Source organism: Sphingobacterium sp. SRCM116780 (assembly GCF_021442025.1).
Taxonomy (GTDB): Bacteria; Bacteroidota; Bacteroidia; order Sphingobacteriales; family Sphingobacteriaceae; genus Sphingobacterium.
In genome coordinates this window covers 541,403-566,216 of record NZ_CP090446.1, presented here as the reverse complement: position 1 = coordinate 566,216, position 24,814 = coordinate 541,403, and the positions used below count along the sequence as shown (strand labels likewise).

The window sequence follows — 24,814 nt, the reverse complement described above, 5'->3', positions numbered from 1 at the left end:
ATTAGTGATGTTCATGTTCATCTACTTTACCACCAGCAAGCTTATAAACTTCTTCCAGTTTTTCTAAACTCTCGTGTGAAAAGTGATTAATATCAGCATTTGTATTTTGTGATTCTTTAACCAGTTTACTATTTACTTCAGCTTGAACTTTCGCCACTAAAGCTGAATAAGCATGATCATTAAAAGCAGCAGTACTATCTGCCCCTAGTTCAATTGGTGCTTGAAAAGCAGGAACGCCTCTCATGGGATCATTAACATGAAGACTTAATGCTAAAGAATCCAATTGCGGAAGTATTGTTCCATATGTTTCTTGAATTTTAGCAGATAATGCTTTTGTTTCAGCAGAAGTTGATTTTGTTTCAGCAAATTTTGCCAAATTCACTAAATAGTTTCCTTGCTCACCTACCAACTTAAACATGGCATAAGCATCACCGTCCGCCAATGAAGCGCGTGAATTTTTATATTGGTTATCCAAACCTGTCTGGTAGTTACAAGAAGCTAATAATGAACTTCCACAAACTGCTACCGCTACAAATAACTTATTAAATTTCATATCAATTATGTTAACAGCACAAAAATAATAAAATAAACTAGCTTAAAAACTCTTATTAAAAAAGATATGAAATTTTATGCCACATTTCGACCTGCATTCACAACCCCATAAATTGTTCTTGCAATTAATTTAGCATATACTTCACGCTTCTTCTCATCTATATTACCTTCATTAATTACTTTAATTGCATAATGCTGAATGATCAACAAGGGTAATACAATGTTTTCTCTTGCCAATATAGATTCTCGATCAATTGGATAGTTCTCCATTAATTTTGACGTATTACTCAATTTTAATAGATATTCTTTCGTGATCAAAAATTCTTCATGAAGCAATTTCCAAAAATCACCATACTTCTCATCAAATTGTATATAAGACGTGATATCAAAATTTGATTTTGTCATCGACATCATGCAGTTATCAATCAATGTTTGGAAAAAACCTGATGATACATATAAGTGTTGTACATCTTTCCAAAGATTATTTTGTTCTGCCCATTTTAATGCTGTTCCTACGCCATAGAAACCCGGGATATTTTGCTTTAGCTGACTCCAAGCAGTCACAAAACTAATTGCCCGCAGATCTTTTAGTTTAAGTTCTTTATCCGAATTTCTTTTAACAGGACGACTACTAATATTAATAGAAGAAAGCACTTTTAATGGAGATAAATTTTCCAGATAACTTAGAAATAAAGGATTTGTTCTTAAATCCATAAATTTATTATAACTCAGATCCGCCAATTTATCAACAACTTCTTTTTGATGAGGTGTTAAAGTATCGCCTGCTTTTTGTTTCAGATCTGAAATAATACCTGCATGTAATAATTGTTCTATATTGAACCGTGCCGTATCAAGGGAGCCATATTGACTACTAATGGTTTGTCCTTGAATGGTTAATTGAATATGATCATTGGCAATTTCTTGTCCCATGGAAGCATAAAACCGTTGTGTTTTACCCCCACCTCTTGCTGGTGGGCCACCGCGGCCATCAAAAAATACAAGATCTACATCATATTCTCTAGCCATAGCCGTCAATTCTATTTTAGCACTATAGATTGACCAATTGGCCATCAAATATCCTCCATCTTTTGTGCTATCAGAATATCCCAGCATAATGGTCTGCTTATTTCCTCTTAGCTTAAGATGTTTTGCATATGCCTTATTTGTATAGAGCGTTTTCATAACATCCGCAGCACGTGTCAAATCATCTACCGTTTCAAACAAAGGTACAAAGTCGATCGTCAGTGTATCTTTAGTCCATCCAGACCATAAGAATAATTGTCGTAATCCTAAGATATCACTTGCCTGCTGACAGTTACTGATAATAAATCTTTGAGCAGCTCTTTCAGATCCGGATTTCTGTATGTCTTTTAATAAACGAATAACACCTAATGTATCTTTTTCTAATGCAGTAGCCTTGTCATCATAATCTAAATCTAGTTCTTTAAAAGAGATTGCTTTTTGTTTACTTTCTTCAGATAATGTCAAAAAATCAGCAGGAATACCTGTTTCATTTGGATACTTTTTAATTACATATTCAAATGTTTGGCTTAAAATACTACTATCCTGACGAATATCTAAAGTCGTAAAGAAACAACCAAAAGTCATCACCTTACGCAATAAATCATCTACAATCTCAACGAATAAGTCATTATGATCATCCTTAAGAACTCGTTTTATAGCTTTCAGATTTTCAATAATATTTGCTGTTTCATCGATAGGATATTCAACAGGATTAAAACTATTTTCATAAAATAGTTCCTGTAAATTCTCCATATATTCTTCGACACCTCTAAACGTTATGCGACGTTTGACAATTCGAAAATCTCTATAATAACATCTGAATAAGATTGTTCTTAGAAGCGTTGCTACTTTTTTAGTACTCTCAGGGCTAACATTTGGATTACCATCCCGGTCTCCTCCTGGCCAAAAACCTAACTCGATTAATTGTTTGACATCAGCAGTCTCAATACCTAACTCATCATCTATATAGGTCTGAATTTCGGAAGCCACTTTATAAAATACATTTTCCAAAAACCAGGCTAAACTGATTGCTTCATCTACAGGAGTCGGTTTGTTATTATTAATAAACGGTGTTTTCCCTAGCTGTTGTAATAGCAAATGAATATTATGAATATCATTTTCTTTAATGGCATTAATCAAATCATTGATGATCGATAAAACCGAACCTGGATAGAACTGAGTAGGATGAGCCGTTAGTACCAACCGTACAGAGAAATCTTTTAATTTTGCGACTATTTTTCGCTTTAGTTCTGGATTTGTTTCAGATGACCGAATTAAAGAACCGAGCTGTGCAGAATTATCTGTTTTACCAATTGCTTTGAAAGACGAATCTTCAATAGCATCAAACAAAACAACTTGACGTTCTATATACTGTACAAAACGAAATAATAAATCAATTTGTTTATCTTCATCGGAATAAACTTCGTGTTGCTCAAAAAATGTATTGATGATATTCTCTGGAGTTTTATGTGTTTCTACTCCATTTTCACAATGTTTGGCAAAAAAAGGCAATAATGTACCTGTATCCTTAACTCGCTGAAATGGGAGTGTCAAAAATAAACTTTTAAATAGTTCGAAACGTGTCAAAACTTCGTCTTGAAAAACAGCTTCTTTTTTACTAAACTTCATATTTATAGAAAAAACAATTGTAGATTTTGGTGATTTGTTCAAATAATCTCAAACATTCAAATATATAAATTTTATATTTAAATAAACATTTAAATGAAATTTAAATAAAAAAAATAAGATAATATTACAATATTATTAAGAACAAAAACAGTTTCCATCTGTTATACTAGTTAGATAAAAATAAGAAAAATCAAACTAATAAAATCAAAATGGCAAAATTATATACAGCAGAGGTCACTGCAATAGGAGGACGTAATGGAGAAGTAAAATCATCAGATGGAATAATTGATTTGATTGTAAAAAAACCAACCACTATGGGAGGTGAAGGCAATGCTACTAATCCAGAGCAACTGTTTGCAGCCGCATGGAGTTCTTGTTTTTTAGGAGCCGTGGCAGCAGTTGGCGAAAAGGATCATGTTGACATGACTGACGCAAAAGTTATCGTACGGGCGTCGTTTAACCAAGAGGATAATGCTTTTTTTATTTCTGCAGAAATTGATTTACATGTTCCTACATTGACTGCAGAAGAATCTCAAAAACTCGCAGAAAAGGCACATCGTGTATGCCCCTATTCAAAAGCGACCAAAGGAAATATCGAAGTTAAAATAACTGGTATTTAAATACTAAATTTACTGTGCTTTTTATCGTAAAAGCACAGTTTTTTCCTATTCAATCTTGTATATTTGTTTGTATTCTAAGTTTATGAAGCAGACACAAGAGATAAAAAGTTTTTTTTATAGTCAATATTTCGCAGATGGAATAAGAATTACTATTGGCTGTATTGTTCCTGTTATTATTTTTGCTGCTATAGGTCAATTCATGAATGGAACATTTGTTTCATTAGGTGCCCTGTTAGTTGGCTTATCGGATACACCCGGCGCTCCCTCCCATCGTCGTAATGGTATGTATTTCGCTGCGTTATTTACGATTATTACCTTCGTCCTTACTATTGCAGTAAATTCCAATATCTATTTATTAACGATTCTAATTGCTGTCCTCTGTTTTATCTTTGCTATGTTCGCTGTTTTTAATGCCAGAGCAGCCAATGTGGGTTTGATGTGTATTTTGATGATGCTTATTCATATTGATACCCCATTTAGCTTGCAAAGTGCCCTCGAATATTTATTTTATTACAGTATTGGTTGTATGTGGTATATAGCCATTAGCTTATCAATAACGCAAATACGTCCCTACAGATTAGCCCAACAAGAACTAGCGGAATCCATTCGTCATGTGGCCGATTATATTCGATTGAAGGCCAATTTTTACGATATCAATGTCGATAATGATCAGAATTATTTAAAACTGATTGAGAAACAGGTAGAAGTTAATACCCATCAAGAAAATGTAAGAGACTTATTATTTCAAAGCAAAAGATCCATCAAAGACACGACAAAGACAGGACGCTACCTGACACTTGTTTTTAATGATATTATCGATCTTTTCGAACAGAGTATGGCAACACACTATGATTATCATGCGGTTAGTGAAAAATTTGGAAGCACAGGGATTTTAAATGAGTTCAAACATGTCATTTTAAAATTAACCAACGAATTGGATCACATTGCTTATCAATTGAATACCAATAAAATGCCTAAACCCATGTATAATTTTGATCAAGACATCAATCTCATACATAGTAAAATAGATATACTAGAAAAAAGCTTTCAATATAATACCATAGCATTAAGAAAAATTTTAATCAACGTCAGAGATATTATTAAACATATTAATGGGATATATAACTACTCCCATTTAAAATCGTCAGAGATCAAAAAACCAGAAATTGATGAAGCTAAAAAATTTATCGAATCTTCTATTATTGATTTAAAAAAATTTAGAAACAACATTGCATTAGATTCAACTTATTTTAGGCACGCAATACGTATGGCCATTGTGATGTCTCTTTCCTATTTTATTGCTAAAACATTTCAGATAAGTGAAAATATTTATTGGATATTATTGACCATTATGGTGATTTTAAAGCCAGGTTTTGGGTTGACTAAAGAAAGAAATATCCAACGTTTAATGGGAACAATTATCGGTGGTCTCATAGGCTCATTCATTCTTTTCTTTATTCATGATGAAACGATTCGTTTTGTATTACTTATTTTCTTCTTCCTAAGTGCCTATAGCCTTTTCCGTGTTAATTATATTGTTGCGGTCATTTTCATGACTCCCTATGTACTTATCATGCTCAGTTTTGTAAGTACAAATACCATCGCAGTGACAAAAGAAAGGATTTTTGACACATTCATTGGAGGAATGATAGCCTTCCTCTCTAGTTATATCATTTTTCCTAATTGGGAATCCATGCAAGTAAAAGATTCTATGCAAAAACTATTGATAGCAAACTACCAATATATTGCATTAATGTTAAAAGAAATTGCTGGAAATGTGCCGTCAATTACGGAATACAAATTGGTTAGAAAAAAATTGTATGTAGAAACAGCCAATATGGGTTCAACTTTCCAACGGATGTTAACGGAACCTAAAAATAAGCAAAGATATACGAAGGATGTAAACAAGTTTGTCATCTTCAATCATGTACTTGCTTCTTACGCTGTGACGCTCCATAATCAAGTTAGCTCTACAGAAGCGAATCAAATTATTACAAAAGAACATATAAAATTAATTCGAAAAATATTAAGTTCACTAGAAAGTGCAATAAAAACATTAGCAAATTCGAATGAAGAAAATCGTTTTGTTCCTGTAGATATTCAACTTCCAGAAATTAATGAAAATATAAATCTGGAAAGAAATGAAAATAGTGCGTTGATTACAGAGCAACTACAGTTTATTACTAAAATAGTTGTTGATATCGCCAAATTGGTCCAACAACTAAAAGAAAAAACACTTACGGATAATGAATTAACATTACGTGATCAAGCGAATTAATTTTAAACATAACAAAGACATGCACGATAATTATTATGATATCATCATTGTGGGAGGAGGTCCAATTGGCCTTGCTTGTGCATTGGAAGCTTCTTCAAATAATCTTACTTATTTAATCTTAGAAAAAGGATGCCTTGTTAATTCACTCTATCATTATCCACAAAATATGACTTTCTTTTCATCTGCTGATCGATTAGAAATTGGGGATATTCCATTCGTAACAACCTTAGCAAAACCAAAAAGAGCGGAAGCGCTAGAATATTATCGACGTATTCAACAAAAGTTTCAATTAAACATGCAATTGTTCGAAGAGGTAACTGCAATTGAGAAAAAAGAAGATTTTTTCTTCACACAAACTCCTAAAAACACATATACTTCAAGATATATAATTATAGCCACTGGGTTTTACGATATTCCAACATTACTTCATATTCCTGGGGAACAATTGGATAAAGTCAAACATTACTATCAAGATCCACATTATTATGCAAATCAAAAAGTGGTTGTTATAGGCGCAAGTAATTCTTCCATAGATGCTGCTTTGGAAACATATAGAAAAGGGGCTGAAGTCACATTGGTCATACGTGGGGAACAAGTTAGTCCAAGAGTAAAATATTGGGTTAGACCTGATATTGAAAATAGAATTGCAGCAGGAGAAATCCGTGTTTTCTATAATAGCACATTAAATAAAGTAACCGAATCCCAAGTTTACATTCAAACTCAAGAAGGAGAAGTCGTGATAGACAATGATTTTGTATTAGCACTAACAGGATATCAACCAAATTTCGAATTTCTTCAATCTATAGGAGTACATATTCCTGCTACATCACCTTGTATTCCAGAGCATGATGTAGATACTATGGAAACTAATATTAAGGGGTTATATCTTGCTGGAGTTGTATGTGGTGGTTTAAATACACACTTATGGTTTATAGAAAACTCAAGAATTCATGCGAAACAGATTTTAGCGGATATTAAACAAAAAAACGAGTTACTTCCTTAAACCCTTTAAAAATATTTTCATCATCTTTTTTTGCAAGGCTAATATGACATCAAACTCATCTTTGGTCGGAAATAGCATATTCTTCATATCTTTCAATATACCCATTCGCATTCCAAAAAGAGAGTATAGCAGAATACGAGCAGTCTCTTCAACATTTCCTACTTCTATCTCATCTTTGTCAACACCTAAATTTAAAATTTCAACAAAAAGTTCAACTTCTCTTACATAGGATTCTTTGAACACCCGCTCCAACTCTTCAGGAAGCTCCTTTACCATATTGATCGTGTATTCAAATAAATTATAGTATTGATTGATTAATTCTACTCTTTTATCAATAGTATACATCATAATTTCCTCAAAATCAGTGCAGGAACTGATTTTATCCTTAATATCTTGAACCATCTTATTGATGACATATTCAAAAACGGCAGAATAAAGACTATTTTTATCAGGAAAGTAATAATAAAGAAGGGCTTTTGAAAAGTTCAAATCAGTAGCAATTTCAGACATTGTTGTTTTTGCCATACCAAAATGGGCAAATCTTCGTGTTGCCGCTTCCAATATTCTGATTCTTTTTAAATCCGCATTTGCCATCAATTCAAATTTAATTACACTTAATAATTGCTTTGTGCTATCTTTACTAACTAATATATAAAGATAATTTATTTTTTTTGATTTTTTGAAAAAACTAGTCAACAATGGGCATAAATATACAATCAGACGTTTCGTTAAAAAAATATAATACATTCGGTATTGAAGAAATTGCAACAAATTTCATTGAAATAACCGATCCAATACAATTATTGAGTGCATATGAGACTGGTATATTTAAAGAAGAATTTTTGACTCTCGGGGGTGGAAGTAACATTTTATTTACAAAACCTTATAGCGGTTATATCATCAAAATAAATAACAAAGGAATTCAAGCAAAAATAGTTCAACAAGATATCTTTATTACAGCTTGTGCCGGTGAAATTTGGAATGATCTGGTATGTTATTGTATTAATAACAACTATAACGGATTGGAAAACATGGCACTCATACCCGGTACAGTTGGCGCCTCACCAGTTCAAAATATTGGCGCATACGGCACTGAACTCATGAATATCTTTTACAGTTGTATTGCCTTCGACACTGTAGCGGGAATATTTAAAGTATTTTATAATGAAGACTGCCAGTTTTCGTACAGAGACAGTATCTTTAAATCTGAGTATAAGGGTCGATATATCATTACAGAAGTAACTTATAAACTCAGCTCATCTCCTTCTATAAACACTTCATATGGAGCCATATCAACCGAGTTGGAAAAAAGACAGATTAGTAATCCCACAATACGAGATATCGCCGAAGTCGTTTCCTACATCCGAGTAGAAAAATTACCAGATCCTAGTACAGTGGGAAATGCAGGAAGTTTTTTCAAAAACCCAGTTATCTCCATAGATAAATACAAAGAACTAAAAGAATTGTTTCCTGATCTGATTAGTTATACTATGCCTGAGAATAAAATTAAACTTGCAGCCGGATGGTTAATTGAACAATGTGGTTGGAAAGGCAAAGTAATTGGACAAGCAGGAGTATGGAAGAATCAAGCTCTTGTACTAATAAATATACATGCTGCGAAAGGAACTGAAATTTTTGAACTATCGTCTAAAATAATAAACGATGTTTATCAAAAATTTAATGTTAAGTTAGAACGTGAGGTAAATATTTTTTGATTTCTAATAAAAAAATATTCGCACATATGGATAAAAAAATGGCGAATTTAGCGCATCTGATTAGAGTTTCACAACAAATACCCTTTTCAGAAAAGAAACTTTACATTAAATAATCATTATATATATATCAATTCTCAATAATTAGCATACTATTTGTAAATAGATTACTACACCGTATTCAATCGCTGAGGAATGAATACTCTATTTCTTCCTCAGTATTTTTGTAAATCATTCATTTTTAAAGTGAATAAAAATTCAGTGATTATGACTAAATATGAATTCAACTCGTTAGTAGTAGAGCAGTCAGATTCTCTAAAACACTACGCAAAGAAGTTTACAAATGATAGCGAAGACGCTAATGATTTAGTACAGGATACACTATTAAAGGCTGTCACCTATTTTAATAATTTTAGAGAAGGTACAAACCTGAAAGGATGGCTGTATACCATTATGAAGAATACGTTCATCAACAACTATCGGAGAATTGTAAAAACGAATTCTTTTATCACAAAAGAAGAAGAGATTTCGAATACAAATCTAAGCTTATCCGCCTCTAAAAATCAAGGAGAAAATAAGTTTGTGATGGAAGATATTAATTCTGCCCTTTCTAAACTCTCAGAAGACTATTATGTACCTTTTAGTATGTATTTTGAAGGGTATAAATACCATGAAATTTCGAAGTACTTAGCAATTCCTATTGGAACAGTCAAAACAAGGATACATATTGCTCGAAAAGTAATGAAGAAATCGTTATCGACTTATAAACTTATCGATTAAGATTTTTATACCTTCGTTTCATGAATAATCATGAAAATCTTCCTTTGTATTCTAAATCGAAACTAGCACTACGAAATGGGCAAGATAAACCAGAAATATGGGTTGCTTTTCGCGGACTTATCTATGACGTTACTGAAAGTCGATTATGGAAGTTTGGAAAACATTATGAACATTGGGCTGGTCAAGACCTAACTGAGGAGCTTTCGGAAGCTCCTCATTCAGATCAAGTTTTTAAAAGATTTCCTATTGTAGGAAAAATAGAATAAATTAAATATCAAATTTAGATAAAGCAACAAAAGCTTTTAATCTAGCATCAATTTCTTCTTGTGTCAATGTTTGCAGACGTTCAGTTCCAAATTTTTCTACACAAAACGACGCTAATGCAGACCCAAAAATAATGGCGTTTTTCATATTAGTGAAATTGATTGTTTTCACTTTTGCCAAGTAACCAACAAATCCTCCTGCAAATGCATCGCCTGCTCCGGTTGGATCAAATACTTCTGCCAATGGTAAAGCTGGAGCTGAGAAAATCTGACCTTCCCCAAATAATAATGCACCGTGCTCTCCTTTTTTAATGATTAAATATTTTGGACCCATTTGCAAAATAGCTTCTGCAGCTTTTACCAGTGCATATTCTCCAGATAATTGACGCGCTTCAGCATCGTTGATAGTCAATACATCAACACGTTTTAGAACAGCTTTTAAATCGTCCATCGCAATATCCATCCAAAAATTCATCGTATCTAAAACAACCAGTTTTGGCTTATTTTTTAAACGATCTAAAGTCGTCATTTGAACTTGAGGAGTAGCATTACCCAATAATAAGAATTCACAATCTTGGTAGCTTTCTGGAATAATGGGATCAAAATTTTCCAATACATTCAATTCTGTTGTAATGGTATCACGGCTATTCATATCATTATGATACTTTCCAGCCCAAAAGAATGATTTTCCACCTTCTATTATTTGTATACCTTCTACATCAATACCTTTGCTTTTAATAATATTCAAATTATCAGCTCCAAAATCCTCTCCTATTACACCAACTAATTTTACGTGATCATATAAGAATGATGCCGAAAGGGCTGCAAAGGTACCTGCACCACCGACTATTTTATCTGTTTTACCAAAAGGTGTTTCGATAGCGTCGAATGCTACCGTGCCCATTACTACTAAACTCATCGTATATATTATATAATTATAAACCAAAAAAAAACCGGCTTTTAAGCCGGTTTCACCAAGTGCTCCTGAAGCTGGGCTCGAACCAGCGACCCTCTGATTAACAGTCAGATGCTCTAACCAGCTGAGCTATTCAGGAATCTTCTCAAGAAAGATAATTATGTATCCTTCTCTTTTAACGCCACAAAAATATAGTAAATTCAGTGAATTCACAAATTTTTTTAAATTTTTTTATTCGCGAAATAATGACAATATTTATCATATGCAACAGAGGCAATATTAAATTAAATAATCGATGACCTCTTCGCCATATTTTATGTTATTAAATCATGAATAAAATTTTTATAAAAACAACTACACTTCTCTTATTTGCAGCATCCATACTTAGTTGTAGCAAAAAAGATGTAACAGAAGAAATCCCAAAAGAAACATCGAGTCGTATTGAAAAATTAACAGATTCACTTTTCTATTACGCCAAAGATGCTTATTTATGGAATTCTGAGCTTCCTACTTATGCTGTTTTTAATCCTCGCAAATATAGTACTGGAAGTGATGAATATGAAAATCTAACACAAGAACTATTTGCTATTACACGATATGGAATAAATCCTGCTACACAATCTCCTTACGAATATAATAAAGACGATGTTAATGAAACAAAATACAGCTACATTGACAAGGATAGTTATACTGGTAGTACCTCATTTATCAGAAGGCATGATTTTGCTTCATTAGATTTAGAAGGAAATGGAAAAGACTTTGGACTTAAAGTTGGCTTATATGGAAGTGAGACAGACTATGACATCTATATACAGTTGGCTTATCCAGGCTCCCCTGCTGCCCTTGCAGGCTTACAACGTGGTGATATCATCACAGACATTAATGGGGTGAAATATGGCACTAACTTTAACAGTGAAGTATCTTCCTTAAACAAAGCGCTTTTTGATAGCGAATCAACCACTATCAAAGGAATAAAAAGTGATGGAAAATCCTTTAATCTCACCTTGAACAAAACAACATATAAAACAAAATCAGTCCTTATTGACAGTGTGTATACTAAAGGCACAAAGAAAATTGGTTATTTTGCTTTCAGCTCATTTTCAAGTCTAGCACATACGGAAGCTGACTTGACAACAACTTTTAATGACTTCCAGACTGCTGGTGTTACCGATTTAATTATTGATTTGCGCTATAATGGTGGGGGTTATCTCAATACTGCAGAATTTATTGCCAATAAAATTGCACCAAGTTCTTTAAATGGTAAAGTGATGTTTACAGAACATTTTAATAGTACCATGCAAAATAAAAAAACGCAATATTTAAAGTATTTAACCTATGAAACGACGAATGCAAATGGAACGAAAATAACTGGAAATTATGGTGAGTTAGATTATAGCGTTTCAGGAAATACCTATACATTTAATCCAAATGGAAATTTAAATATTAATTCTATTGTATTTATTGTTACAGAAAGTACTGCCTCTGCAAGCGAACTGCTTATCAACAGTTTGAAGCCATATTTATCCGTTAAGTTGGTTGGATCAAACACTTATGGAAAGCCTGTTGGATTTTTCCCTTTAACAGTTGGGGGCTATGATGTCTATATGAGTATGTTTGAGTCAAAAAATTCGAATAATGAAGGAGGTTATTATGATGGTATGACTGTTGACGGAACTTCTCGGGATGATGCCACCTATGCTTTAGGTAATTTAAAGGAGCAATCCTTACAAGCCGCTTACAATTATATTACAACGGGTAGTTATCTGAATAGCTCTTCAAGAATTTCTAGTAAAACGACATCGACCAATCAGCTGAAAAAGTTAAAAGAATTTTCTCCTGGACAATTCAAGGGTATGATCGAAAATAGAACAAAAATAAAATAAAAGCAAAAAGCCTTTCCAAAAATGGAAAGGCTTTTTTTTGCTCCTGAGTCCGTAATTTTCAGACTAAATTATAACTTCATTGGCTAAATTACGGGATTTAGGTGATGATAGGGAATAAATGTAAATGCTCAAAAGTTTACCTACCCAAGCTGATATAGGATAGCGTTTCCTTGCTCTAAAGATATATGATGTGGGTAACTATTAAAATAAACACTAAATATCTTAAAATTGTAGAATATATTTTATACCTTTTTTCACTTATTTTAACCAAGATATTCATCGATAAGAAAAATTCTATTATGAAAAGCCTAATTAACATTATTCTTATTGCAATTTTAATTCTTTCAATAAGTACAAAATGCTTCGCACAAATTGATCTAAAAAAAACAGTTTTTGATTTTGCTGAACAATACACAAAAGATAGCATTGTAATCAATAGTCGCTTTTTACTTACGTACAATGAATTTAAAAATATATCAATTTCTGAAAGTAAAAAGCCGTTAGACGAAAAAACAATACAAACTAACTACAAAAGATTAAATGATGGGATTAAATATAATAACAGTGAATTAAAAAGAAATTTAGGAAAAATATATTCTATAGTTTCTTTCGATTCAGTCAGTTATAAACAAAAAAAATTAAGCTTTATCGATGTTTCAATTGTATTTAGAAATAAAAGACCCTATTTTGATTTAAATGATACAACGATAAGAACCAAATTCGTTTTTATGTTAATAAACAATAAATTAAAATTTGTAGGACCTGCACATGTAATAAGTGATCTACATTTTAATTTAAGTAAGCTCGATAGGATTAAAACAGAAATGGAGAATGAATTTCACGTAAAATACAAAAATATTTATTTTAATAATACATCAAACAATTGTATTCCTTTTAAAACAAATAATAAATGGGGATTAGTTTCTTTTGATAATAAAATTGTATTGAATGCAGTTTACGATTCTATTTATCCATTTAAAGCTAATTATGCATTAGTTAAATTGAAAGGAATGTATAATTTAATTGACGAAAAATTTAAATTGGTATTTAATGAACCTAAAAAGCATATTATATTTACTGAAAATGAATATTTGGTATTAAATAACAAAAATGAATATTAGCACTATCCTTATAAATTAAAGGCTAATGATGGAACAGTAACAATAGGCAATGTGCCAGCGCAACATCTTGGAAGTTACAAACCGTTTGAGGAAAAAGCTGATCCTTTTAAAGAATATTACAAAACGGATTATATAATTGAAAAAGGTAGGGATGAAAGTACTTTTTACGTAATTGGTAAAACTTCAAAAGATACAATTTCTGTTAATAAAAACTTTCAGTATTTAGACCCTTATGGTGAATTTATATTTGGCTTAAGCAATGATAATGTTGCGAAAATAATCAATCCAAAAGGTGATGTTTTATTTGAAAATAAATATATATGTAGGTATCAGTACCCCGGAAATTTGGATGTTTTTAACAGCGAAACCTATTTATTTGGTATATATTGTCCTTATACAAAGGTATATATAACCCCAAAGTATAGGCTCATAAAAGCTGTTGATAGAGATAAATTCTTTATTGTATTAACAAAAAACGGAACTTTTGGATATTTAGACAGTGAAGGTAAGGAACTATTTTAATCTTGTCTCGTCGTGAATACCAATATCGTAAATATAAAATGAAACAGTAAAAATATAATTCATTTCGAATGTGTGCTTACTTCTCATTGCGATAATTAATCATGTTTGTCTATTATTTCTTATTAATTATCAACCTCGTTCCCTTTCAAAATTTTCAAAAACGCGAGGCTATCGGGACTAATGAAGACTCATTCTAACAAAAAAAGATGCATGATGATTTATGATACACCCTCTTTTTGCTATTGAAAAGACGAAATGAAGCAGGATACTTCCTATTATAGAAAAACCCCATCTTAATAGCTATAAATGGGGTTTTAAGGATTTTCAGACTTGAAAATCTTTGCTCTTGAAGCTGGGTAGATTCAGGTAGGCAATCAGCCCTTTTGCACTTTAATTTCGCAATACTGAATCATGGCAATGTATTTTTGCATATTGTTTTCGGTCAGTAGCGTATTCTCTTCCATCCATTAGTATGCGACCAATTTATCTTCAATTTCTTTGACAGCTTTCACTGTTTTCATAAAGGAATCGGGTGTAACTGAAATTGAATCGATACCCTCCTCAACCAAAAACTGTGCAAAATCTGGATAGTCAGATGGCCCCTGGCCACAAATACCTACTTTGACCCCTTGCCGCTTTGCTGTTCGAATAAGGCTCGTGATCATCATTTTCACAGCATCATTACGCTCATTATATAAACTAGATACTAAGGCCGAATCACGGTCCAACCCCAATACTAACTGGGTAAGATCATTCGATCCAATAGAGAATCCATCAATATGACGAGCAAACTCCTCGGCAAGGATAACATTGGAAGGAATTTCAGCCATTAGATAAACTTCCATTCCATTTTGACCCCGTTTAAGACCAAATTCGTCCATCACCTGATAAACCCGTAGCAATTCGTCAACAGTACGGCAAAACGGAATCATGACCACCACATTATCCAACCCCATTATTTCCCTAACTTTTTTTATCGCTCGGCATTCCATCCCGAAAGCCTCTTTATAAGCATCTGAATAGTATCTAGAGGCTCCCCTCCAGCCAATCATTGGATTCTCCTCTTTTGGTTCAAAGAACTTTCCTCCTGGCATATTATAATATTCATTAGTTTTAAAATCTGAAAAACGAACAATTACCTTATTCGGATAATAAGCGCATGCAATCTTAGCAATTCCATAAGACAGCTTTTCAATAAAATAACTCTGTTCATCCGCATAACCGATAGTCAACGAGCTAATATAACTGCTCAATTCGATGTCGTTCACTTCCCGATGTTTTAAAAGTGCCATTGGATGAATTTTGATGTAATTGTTAATAATAAATTCCTCGCGGGCCAATCCTACCCCCTTTGCTGGATAATCCGCATACTGAAAAGCGATATCTGGTGATCCAATATTCATCATTATAGGCGTACCTACATCTGGTAAGTCTGAAAGATCATGCTCATACTTACTATATGGAATCCTTCCCCTGTAAATCAAACCTGTATCACCTTCAGCACAGGAAACAGTAATTTCCTGTCCTGTAAGTAGTGTTTCTGTTGCTTGGTCACAGCCCACAATTGCGGGCACACCTAATTCCCGCGCAACAATAGCAGCATGACATGTCCTACCACCTTTATTGGTGATTATTGCGGACGCCTTTTTCATAATCGGCTCCCAATCAGGGTCAGTTATTTCCGCAACCATGATATCGCCAGGATTAAAGTTGATTTCATGTATATTTTGCTTACTGACTCCTTTGAAGTTATGAATTTTCCCAGATGCAATCTTATCCCCTACGGCAACCCCTCTTAATATGATCTGCGATGCACGGTCTTTTTCATTGATTATATATTCAGTAATACAGCTGGTCTTCTTCCGTGAATGAATAGTTTCTGGCCTTGCCTGAACGATATATAAATCACCTCTCAGTCCGTCAAGAGCCCATTCTACATCCATAGGACACCATTTCCCTATGAGATCCGAATAATACTTTTCAATAATACATACCCATTTGGACAGCAGAAGGATTTGTGTGTCATTTAAACAAAAACGCTTTGCACTTTCTGTTGGTGTATCTATCACTTCCACAGTTTTGTTTTCTGAAGCTCCGTAGATCATCTGCAATTGTTTGCTCCCCAGCTTCTTTTCTACAATCGAAGCATAACCCTGTTTTAGCAAAGGTTTGTATACAATAAATTCATCTGGATTCACCATCCCTTGCACAACGAGCTCGCCCAATCCATAAGATCCATTAATAATCACCACATCCTTGAAACCACTTTCTGTATCTATAGAAAAAGCGACGCCAGAAGCCCCTAGATCGGACCGTACCATCTGTTGTATGCATACTGAAAGTCCTATATTTAAATGCTCAAAATTAAGCGCTTCCCGATAACTGATAGCTCGATCAGTGAAAAGTGAGGCAAAACAATTTTTAATTGCCCTTAAAAGCTCTTGTTGGCCCCGAATATTTAAATAGGTATCCTGTTGGCCCGCAAATGAGGCTTCAGGAAGGTCTTCGGCGGTAGCTGAAGAACGGACTGCAACACCAACATGCTGCATATGCTCTAAACCGATAAGCGCTTCATAGGCCGCAAGAATCTCCTGTTCCATTGCTGTTGAGAAAGTGCCGCTCTGAATAAGTTCACGTATACTACTCCCGCAACTGGTCAGCTCCTGCAAATCTGTAATATCAACATCCTCCAACACATTTCTAATTTTTTGATCCAACTTATTGTCAGCGATGAACTGAAAATAAGCCTTGCTAGTCACAATAAATCCATCTGGAATATTTACCCCTAAAGGTTTCAAATGCTGTAACATTTCTCCTAGGGAAGCATTTTTTCCGCCTACCAAATCAATATCTCCAATAGAGGCCTCGATCAGACGCATTGTAAGTTTGTTATTGTTCATTATAAATTGTTTTGAACGAAGTTATGGGGTATTGTTTGCACTTATTTGTTAAATATTAAGACAAGATGATATTATTTTAATAATTTTATTTAATAATTATATATAATCATATTTATATTATATAAATGAAAGATTTTTTTGGCCAGACGATCCTAACAGAAAATTCAACGTTCACTTTAGCTACCGCCAATGTTTACCATGCATTGAACAGCTTCCACAGCCATCGCGAACTTGAACTGATCTATATCCACTCAGGACAAGGAAGTTTTTCAATAGGCCAGTCTTCTAAAAGAATTGCTAGCGGAACCATCATCCTAATTGGCGCAAGCACACCTCACATGTTTAAATTTGAAACGAATCGCTACTATGATTATGCCATGAAACATGGCTGGACTCCAGTGCCACTGGAGCTGCTTACTTTGCATTTTGACCCTAACAAAATGGGACAAGATTTTCTTAATCTTCCTGAAAACAAGCTACTGAACAAGCTATTGAGCGCCGCAAAGATCGGATTGCAGCTGGATGGGAAATTAAAAACATGCGTTATCAAGAGAATGAAACAATTAGAAAACTGTCAAACATATGAACAACTTCCAATTTTGTTGTTATTGATGAATGAAATAGCAACTAGCCAGGATATTTCCCAGAATTTTGAAAATGAACATATCAAGCCATTTAAGAAAATAGATGAAACACGCTTGAGTAGGATCTACTTATACACAATGGATAATTTTTATAAAGACATCAAACTAGCTGATATTGTCGCAATAGTTTATATGGTCCCAAATGCTTTTTGCCACTACTTTAAATCGCGTACGGGAAGAAGTTACTTTGACTTTCTCATTGAAGTCAGAATTGAGCATGCCTGCAAACTTTTAAGAGATGGAAATGAAAGTGTTTCCAATATTTGTACTAGCTCAGGTTTTAACAATATTTCGAATTTCAACCGTTATTTTAAACAACAAACTGGTTCTTCCCCCATTACCTATCGGCAAGAACATCGGAAATAATATTCATTAAATATTTTTATTTTTAAAGCTTAAAAAGTGAGGTAAAAGAAATAAAACCCCAACGTATCAAGATAGAGAAAGAATTTTTAGGTGCTCAAAGACTGGATCAAGACGGTTCTGGAAAACGGGAAGATCATTACCAGAGACTGAAACCTGATTCCTCAGAGCGCTCGAATGACTAAGGAATTCGGTTTTTTTTAAAAGGGAATATTTGTATAACTATCTCATCAGTGCCCATCTTTTAGAGCTTTTCTTTCAGTTGGATGATAAACTGCATGCTTAAAAGTATCCCCCAACAATTCCGTATGATCCGGTTTTGTATCTTCAGGCAGCTAAATCCTTCAGTATCTTACAATCAAAAGTCCTTAGAAGTCCATGTAAGTCCTTTAAAGTCCATAGAAGTGCCAACAATGTTCGGTACTTATTCGTATTTACTACGATATATTTACAGTTGTGTCTTACCCGACCTGTGACAGTTGTAAGGTCTCCATTCCATATATCTTCAAAAACAAGGCAAGTAAAACTCTTTCCCCAATCAAAGTCTATTCAAGTCAGTTTTGAAACACTTTCGGAACCAACCTAAACAATAACTGAAACCTACTCAAAAAACAGTTGACTGGCAGTTGTTCTAAACTCATCTTACATGCATACTACAGATAGCCATCAAGATATACACGCATTGGCTTAACATGCTTAACCTACAGTTTATCTGTGTTAATCATCTGTTATGATGGTTCTTCTCGAGGAAACGCTTTTACAACGCCTAGCATATGCTTTATCCCTGCTTTATCCTCACTTCATCCGCGGCTCAGGAGTATGATTTAGAAGTAATAATCAGCTTGATTGGTACAATTATGGATTTTAAACTCAGCTAAAATCCATTAATGATTGAAGAAGACAGAAGATCTATTGGATGATCTTCTCTCAGAGATCTAAATTTGCTATCAAAAATGAGAAAAAGCGTTAAAGATTATATGATTTATAAAGCTACCTGACAACACCTTGCAAGTTTTTTCGGGATATCTGTATTAACTTTTGCTATTTTTCAACTTTTTAACGTGAAAAACCTGTGAAGCATTGACAATCGGATTGGGTTTTGTGAATTCTTTTCTTCTTTTTTCATAATAAGTTGATTTAGGTGTCAACTTATTTTAGGACGGAACAATACATAAAAAAGGCCTTTTTTTCAAAAAGACCTTTTGTAGTTATTGCTCCTGAAGCTGGGCTCGAACCAGCGACCCTCTGATTAACAGTCAGATGCTCTAACCAGCTGAGCTATTCAGGAATCTTTCAAGAAATATATTGCTACACTTCTTCTGGTTAAGAATTTAAAATTCTATTTTCTTACGTATTCAATCTGGACTTTTGATTGAGATTCGATTTCAACTTTACGAAATCGTTTTGCTCCTGAAGCTGGGCTCGAACCAGCGACCCTCTGATTAACAGTCAGATGCTCTAACCAGCTGAGCTATTCAGGAATCCGGTCATTTTCCGAAGCGTAATTTCCGTTTCGGTGATGCAATTATCGGAAGATTATTGTAATCCTACAAATATTTTAAAAACATTTTTTGCAACTCCCTCGATTCCAACAAGAATAATTTTTATCTCATTTAGATCAAAACGCCCTTTAAGAGCAAAGTAGCAAATGTAAAATAAATCAGCAAACCTGTTACATCGACTAAAGTCGATACAAAGGGAGCTGATGAACTAGCAGGATCCGCTCCTAGCTTCCTTAATATAAAGGGGAGCATAGATCCCATTAAGGAACCCCAAAGCACAACCCCCACTAATGAAAAACTCACAACCAGCCCTACCAAAACCCAATGTTCACCATAAGCGTGCGAAAAGCTTTGCCATGTCATAATTCGGACAAATCCTAAAATACCAAGAATTAAGCCCAATAAAAAACCAGACAACAATTCTCTTTTCATCACTCCCCACCAATCCCCAAGTGTTACCTCACCAAGTGCCATTGCTTGAATAATCAATGTCGAAGCTTGTGAGCCACTATTACCCCCACTTGATATAATGAGTGGCATTAAAGCGAAAAGCATGATAGCGCTCGCCAATTGATGCTCAAAATGCTCAATAACTGTTGCCGTTAACAATTGACCAAAAAACAAAACAACTAACCAGCCTGAACGTTTTTTCACCAGGTTAACAATAGAAACATCCATATAAGGTTCATCCAAGGCTTCCGTTCCTCCAAATCGCTGCATATCCTCTGTGTACTCTTCATTTGCCACCCATAAAATATCATCAATGGTGACAATTCCCAACATAATCCCTTGTTCATTAACAACAGGCAATGCTACACGATTATTCATGCGGAAAACATTTACGGCTTCTTCTTGTGGATCGTTGGCATTTAAAGAAATAAGTCGGTTATCAATCAGGTCACCAACGACGACGTTGGGATCGGCCATTAAAATATCTTTGATACGAATATCATCAATTAATTTTCCACTCGCATCAATCACGTACAAAACATCAATTGTTTCGGAATTTTTTCCATACCGACGGATGTGTTCTAAAATACGAATAATGTTCCAGTGAGGTTTTACTGTAATGTAGTCTGGAGTCATTAAACGTCCAACACTATCTTCTGGATATCCCAATAAAGAAAGAGCCTCTTTCCGGTCTTTTGGAGGTAATAAAATAATCAACTGTTTCACCACATCTCCGTCCTTCAATTCGCTAAAAAAAGAAGTCCGATCATCTGGTGGCATTTCATTAATTAATTCACTGATTTTAGTTCCAGAGAGCTTCTTAAAAATACGTTCTTGAGTAGGGAAATCCAGTATACGAAATACGTTAACTGCACGATTTAAATTTAAAGTTTCGAGGAATATGTGACCGTGCTCAGGTAGCTCATCAATTAATGCTTCTACATCTGAAATATTTAGCTCATTTAAATATGCTTCCAATCCATCTGTATCCTTCGACTCAATGAATTGTTCGATTTGTTCTACCTGCAATTCCAATTCTTCCATAACTCCCTTTCTTTATGATATTCTACATCGCTGCCTTAAAAATTTATGCAAAAATCGTCTTTTTAAAAATAATATAAGAATTTATTTGGATAGTAATTAAAATTACTTATTTCTAAGCGTCAAAATCACAGATAAGAAGTAACCAATATTTAAAAATAATTAAGCTTTCTTAGGCAAATGAAAAGTTTATGATTCCATCAGACCCATATTTAGAAAATGCACAACAAGACATTATGACAGTGTACAATTTCATTAAGAGGACGCAATCTAATGAAACAAATTTTGTTATTACAATTTCAAAAGTAATGAATCACTCACTTGTGCGTATTTCAGAATAAATCAAACGCGTTGTTAGAAAATATAAAAAAATATGCTTAACCTTTTTAGCTAACAAACTTTTGAAACAACCTGATCCAAATTTCATCGATGTATTCCTATGAAGTTATACATACAGCTAAGAAATAATCGAAACATCGTGATGTATTTAGTAAAAATAATTTTATTAAATACTATATATAAAATAGTGTAAATTGAAATAAAAAACATATTTTTATTGAACAAGTCATCAATTGAATAAAAAGTAATAACAAACTATAATATAAATAGTTATGTTACATATTTTAAACAAACAAAAGAGTTGATTTTGCAAAAACAAGCTAAAATAATTAGTAAAGCAAAGAATTAATAACATATACAAAACATAAATAAATGAAAATCTGCATATTAACATATATCATATTAATTATATCTTTACAAATGGGTAGATGTCAGATTTTTGAAGACACACAAGCGCCCCCATCAGTAAAATGGCACCAAATAGATCGGCCAGAATTTAACCTTATTTTTCCTATTGAGATGGAAAAAAAAGCCTCTACCCTAGCCTATCAGATTGAAGAATATTTAAAAATTAACAGTAGGGATTTGCAAGTAAAGCCAAGAAAAATATCGTTGATCTTACAAAATACACAACTCGAACCGAATGGATTTGTTCAACTTGCGCCTCGAAAATCAGAGCTCTACAGCAGTCCATCACCCGAACCCAGCAACCAAGAATGGTTATCAAACCTCGCTCTTCACGAGCTAAGACATGTTGCTCAATTTGACAAATTGACAGGTAAATTAAAAGCCCCTTTTCTAGAACAATTAGCCCTCGCAATTTATGGTTTAACATTACCTTCTTGGTATTTTGAAGGAGATGCAACATGGACTGAAACGAACTATTCAAAGGGAGGAAGAGGGAGACTTCCATCCTTTGAAATGACATTAAAGGCAAATGAAATGTCTGGAAAAAAATATAAATATGAAAAATATTTAATGGGTTCCTATCCGGATAAAATACCTAGCTATTATACGATAGGTTATTTTATGACAAAAAATTTAAAAGAAAATTTTAAGGAAAATTTTGAACCGGACCTCTACAAAAGTCTTCAAAAAAATAGACTGATCCCTTACAATTTTAATAGATCCTTAAAGAAAATATCTGGTTACAATGGTCGAGAATTGTTCAACAAAACTATGCATGATCTGAATAATGAATGGACAACAAATGAAGAAAAAATTACAACGAAATCATACGATATCATTGAACCAAAACTGAGCAAGTATTATCAGGATTGGTTACTTCCAAAAAGCTATAAAAACAAGAGTATTTTAGCGCTATTTGGAACAGCAAACAAAACAGCTGAAATTATAAAAATAGATAGCAATAAGCATATTTCAACACTTATAAAATTAGGAAATCAGATTATTCCTAACTATGATATAAGAAATGATATGATTGTATGGGATGAATTAAGAAGAGACATTCGTTATACAAAAAGATCTTATAATGTGATCAATTTATATCATTTGGACACAAAAAAACAAGAACAAATAAGCTCCAAAACTCGTTATTTTTACCCTATTTTACATCCAACCAAACATGAAATATTAACAATCGAAGTTGATCTAAGTAACCAGACGGCTATCGTATTCATTGATATTGCCACTAAAAAAGTATTAAAAAAGGTTCTTATTGGTTCCAATATTTTATTACAACAACCTGCTTTTAATGCCGATGGATCAAAAATAATAGCGATTGCCATTTCAGATAAAGGAACAAATCTTGTAGAAGTAGCTTTAGACTCAGGGAAATTAACATTTTTACAAGACTGGGGAAACCAACAATTTGAAAGACCACAGTATATCAATGAAGACAATATCTTGTTTAAAGCGCATTATGATGGCATAGACAACATATATAACTATACGCCAAAATCGAAAGTACTGAATAAACTAACCAATGTGCCATTTGGTGCGTTCAACCCATACTATAATGCGGAACAAAATGAAATTCTATTCAACAACTACCAATCAAATGGCTATAAAATATCCAAAATAACTTTTGATAATAGCACTAAAACAGCTAGCAGCTTATTAGCGGATGGCGATCAAAGTAGCAAAAATAGATTTTATACGGTTACCGACACAAGTAGACATTACAGCATAACTCCTTATAAGGGTCTTTCACGAACATTTAATTTTCATAGTCTATCTTTAAGCAATACAAATTTTGAGAGCTTAGATAACTTTAAACCAGGCATATTTTGGTTATCCAATAACATTCTCAATACAACACAATTTGTATTAGGCTACGAATATGATACCGATATTAAAAAGTCAACCTATTCCGCCGCTGTAAATTATAATAAATACTTCCCTAAGTTTACCTTAAAATATGAAAACAAAGGACAGATCGGAACAGCTAAAATCAACAACAAAGCAGATAGCACGTTGAACTTTGATTGGAGAGAGCACCTTGTAACTGGACAGATTGCTATCCCCATCGCTTTTTATAAACGGAATTATGTGTACAGTACAGGGTTTAATTTTTCAACATCTTATCTTCGACGATACGATATAAGTATCAAAGATTTAAAAAACTTTAACTCAGAGGTATTGTTCCCATTGACTTATCAAATTTACTGGAATAGAAATGCGATGTTATCAAAAATGGATATAACACCGCAGTGGGGACAAAATTTCAGTATTACTTATCGACATCTTCCATTCGAAAATCAATTGAATGGAAGTATATTTTCAATTAGAAGTGGCTTTTACTTACCAGGTTTTGCCTCCAATCATGGATTCCAAGTGAGATTTGGATATCAAAAAGCTACCGGTCAATACCAATACAGCAACGATATTCCTACAGTTAGTGGTTATGGGTATTACAAATACGAAAAAGTCAAAAACACCTTATTAGTAAATTATAGATTCCCAATCAGTTATCCTGATTGGGCAATAGGAGGCTTAGCTTATATTAAGAGGATTAAAGGAGGAGTATTTGCTGACTATCAAAATATTCATCACCAATCCAATATAAGTCCAAAATCTTTTGGGTTACAGCTATCCGTTGATTTTAATGCTTTCCGTTTCCCTTTACCCGATTTTGAAGCTGCTTTCAAAGCAACATACATCAATGATATAACAGCAACACAAAAAGTAGTGCCTACATTTACATTAAATTATACCTATTAAGCTTTTAAAATAGAAAAGGAAATCTTTTCTAGAGAGCACTAAAAAGCTACCAATACATAAAAGGGCTTGTACAATGGTTTGTACAAGCCC

Annotated in this window: 17 protein-coding genes and 3 tRNA genes; 11 read left to right on the top strand and 9 right to left on the bottom strand. The window is 33.4% G+C overall.

The features are described from left to right. Position 1: 1 nt before the first annotated feature. Both LZQ00_RS02290 and LZQ00_RS02285 read right to left on the bottom strand, forming a co-directional pair. Positions 2-553 (bottom strand): hypothetical protein, encoded by a 552-nt coding sequence (locus LZQ00_RS02290; protein WP_234511567.1) that lies wholly within the window; start codon positions 551-553, stop codon positions 2-4. A gap of 74 nt (positions 554-627) precedes the next feature. Beyond that, positions 628-3,204, bottom strand: coding sequence for a phosphoenolpyruvate carboxylase (locus LZQ00_RS02285; protein WP_234511565.1), 2,577 nt, complete (start codon positions 3,202-3,204; stop codon positions 628-630). A gap of 209 nt (positions 3,205-3,413) precedes the next feature. Here LZQ00_RS02285 and LZQ00_RS02280 point away from each other — a divergent pair, with 209 nt between their 5' ends. The 3 genes from LZQ00_RS02280 to LZQ00_RS02270 all read left to right on the top strand — a co-directional run bounded on the left by LZQ00_RS02280 (position 3,414) and on the right by LZQ00_RS02270 (position 7,105). After that, a complete protein-coding gene (locus tag LZQ00_RS02280) occupies positions 3,414-3,824 on the top strand; it encodes an organic hydroperoxide resistance protein (protein WP_234511563.1) in 411 nt (136 codons plus the stop codon). An 82-nt stretch (positions 3,825-3,906) separates the two neighbouring features. Continuing rightward, a complete protein-coding gene (locus tag LZQ00_RS02275) occupies positions 3,907-6,102 on the top strand; it encodes an FUSC family protein (protein WP_234511561.1) in 2,196 nt (731 codons plus the stop codon). A gap of 19 nt (positions 6,103-6,121) precedes the next feature. Then, positions 6,122-7,105 carry a YpdA family putative bacillithiol disulfide reductase gene (locus LZQ00_RS02270; RefSeq protein ID WP_234511560.1) on the top strand — a complete coding sequence of 328 codons (984 nt, stop codon included), beginning with the start codon at positions 6,122-6,124 and terminating at the stop codon, positions 7,103-7,105. Here LZQ00_RS02270 and LZQ00_RS02265 read toward each other — a convergent pair. Beyond that, complete coding sequence (locus LZQ00_RS02265; RefSeq protein ID WP_234511558.1) at positions 7,094-7,699, bottom strand: TetR/AcrR family transcriptional regulator; 606 nt, start codon at positions 7,697-7,699, stop codon at positions 7,094-7,096. The genes LZQ00_RS02270 and LZQ00_RS02265 overlap by 12 nt on opposite strands. Before the next feature lie 104 nt (positions 7,700-7,803). Here LZQ00_RS02265 and murB point away from each other — a divergent pair, with 104 nt between their 5' ends. The 3 genes from murB to LZQ00_RS02250 all read left to right on the top strand — a co-directional run bounded on the left by murB (position 7,804) and on the right by LZQ00_RS02250 (position 9,863). Then, positions 7,804-8,820: a UDP-N-acetylmuramate dehydrogenase gene (gene murB, locus LZQ00_RS02260; protein ID WP_234511556.1), complete on the top strand. Its 1,017-nt coding sequence runs from the start codon at positions 7,804-7,806 to the stop codon at positions 8,818-8,820. Positions 8,821-9,084: 264 nt separating this feature from the next. Next, positions 9,085-9,597 (top strand): RNA polymerase sigma factor, encoded by a 513-nt coding sequence (locus tag LZQ00_RS02255; RefSeq protein ID WP_234511554.1) that lies wholly within the window; start codon positions 9,085-9,087, stop codon positions 9,595-9,597. Between the two features lie 20 nt (positions 9,598-9,617). Next, positions 9,618-9,863: a cytochrome b5 domain-containing protein gene (locus LZQ00_RS02250; protein ID WP_234511552.1), complete on the top strand. Its 246-nt coding sequence runs from the start codon at positions 9,618-9,620 to the stop codon at positions 9,861-9,863. A gap of 1 nt (position 9,864) precedes the next feature. Here the strand turns inward: LZQ00_RS02250 and LZQ00_RS02245 are convergent, their stop codons facing one another. Together LZQ00_RS02245 and LZQ00_RS02240 are read right to left on the bottom strand one after the other, a co-directional pair. Continuing rightward, the gene (locus LZQ00_RS02245) at positions 9,865-10,779 is read right to left on the bottom strand and encodes a PfkB family carbohydrate kinase (protein ID WP_234511550.1); all 915 of its coding nucleotides are present in this window, start codon (positions 10,777-10,779) and stop codon (positions 9,865-9,867) included. Between the two features lie 62 nt (positions 10,780-10,841). Then, a tRNA-Asn gene (locus LZQ00_RS02240) sits at positions 10,842-10,915 on the bottom strand. Positions 10,916-11,105: 190 nt separating this feature from the next. Between LZQ00_RS02240 and LZQ00_RS02235 the strand changes: the two genes are divergently transcribed. The 3 genes from LZQ00_RS02235 to LZQ00_RS02225 all read left to right on the top strand — a co-directional run bounded on the left by LZQ00_RS02235 (position 11,106) and on the right by LZQ00_RS02225 (position 14,302). Further along, a complete protein-coding gene (locus LZQ00_RS02235; RefSeq protein ID WP_234511548.1) occupies positions 11,106-12,659 on the top strand; it encodes a S41 family peptidase in 1,554 nt (517 codons plus the stop codon). Between the two features lie 299 nt (positions 12,660-12,958). Continuing rightward, positions 12,959-13,780, top strand: a complete 822-nt coding sequence (locus LZQ00_RS02230; RefSeq protein WP_234511547.1) for a WG repeat-containing protein — start codon at positions 12,959-12,961, stop codon at positions 13,778-13,780. Positions 13,781-13,831: 51 nt separating this feature from the next. Next, the gene (locus tag LZQ00_RS02225) at positions 13,832-14,302 is read left to right on the top strand and encodes a hypothetical protein (RefSeq protein ID WP_234511545.1); all 471 of its coding nucleotides are present in this window, start codon (positions 13,832-13,834) and stop codon (positions 14,300-14,302) included. A gap of 467 nt (positions 14,303-14,769) precedes the next feature. On the opposite strand, the gene ppsA is transcribed toward LZQ00_RS02225, so the two are convergent. Then, positions 14,770-17,202 (bottom strand): phosphoenolpyruvate synthase, encoded by a 2,433-nt coding sequence (ppsA, locus tag LZQ00_RS02220; protein WP_234511543.1) that lies wholly within the window; start codon positions 17,200-17,202, stop codon positions 14,770-14,772. Positions 17,203-17,327: 125 nt separating this feature from the next. On the opposite strand from ppsA, the gene LZQ00_RS02215 reads away from it, so the two are divergent. Further along, positions 17,328-18,212, top strand: a complete 885-nt coding sequence (locus LZQ00_RS02215) for an AraC family transcriptional regulator (RefSeq protein WP_234511541.1) — start codon at positions 17,328-17,330, stop codon at positions 18,210-18,212. 1,211 nt (positions 18,213-19,423) lie between these two features. Here LZQ00_RS02215 and LZQ00_RS02210 read toward each other — a convergent pair. The 3 genes from LZQ00_RS02210 to mgtE all read right to left on the bottom strand — a co-directional run bounded on the left by LZQ00_RS02210 (position 19,424) and on the right by mgtE (position 21,205). Continuing rightward, a tRNA-Asn gene (locus LZQ00_RS02210) sits at positions 19,424-19,497 on the bottom strand. A 119-nt stretch (positions 19,498-19,616) separates the two neighbouring features. After that, positions 19,617-19,690, bottom strand: a tRNA-Asn gene (locus LZQ00_RS02205). Between the two features lie 132 nt (positions 19,691-19,822). Continuing rightward, positions 19,823-21,205 (bottom strand): magnesium transporter, encoded by a 1,383-nt coding sequence (gene mgtE / locus LZQ00_RS02200; RefSeq protein WP_234511540.1) that lies wholly within the window; start codon positions 21,203-21,205, stop codon positions 19,823-19,825. An 855-nt stretch (positions 21,206-22,060) separates the two neighbouring features. On the opposite strand from mgtE, the gene LZQ00_RS02195 reads away from it, so the two are divergent. Further along, a complete protein-coding gene (locus LZQ00_RS02195; RefSeq protein ID WP_234511538.1) occupies positions 22,061-24,724 on the top strand; it encodes a hypothetical protein in 2,664 nt (887 codons plus the stop codon). Positions 24,725-24,814: the final 90 nt, after the last annotated feature.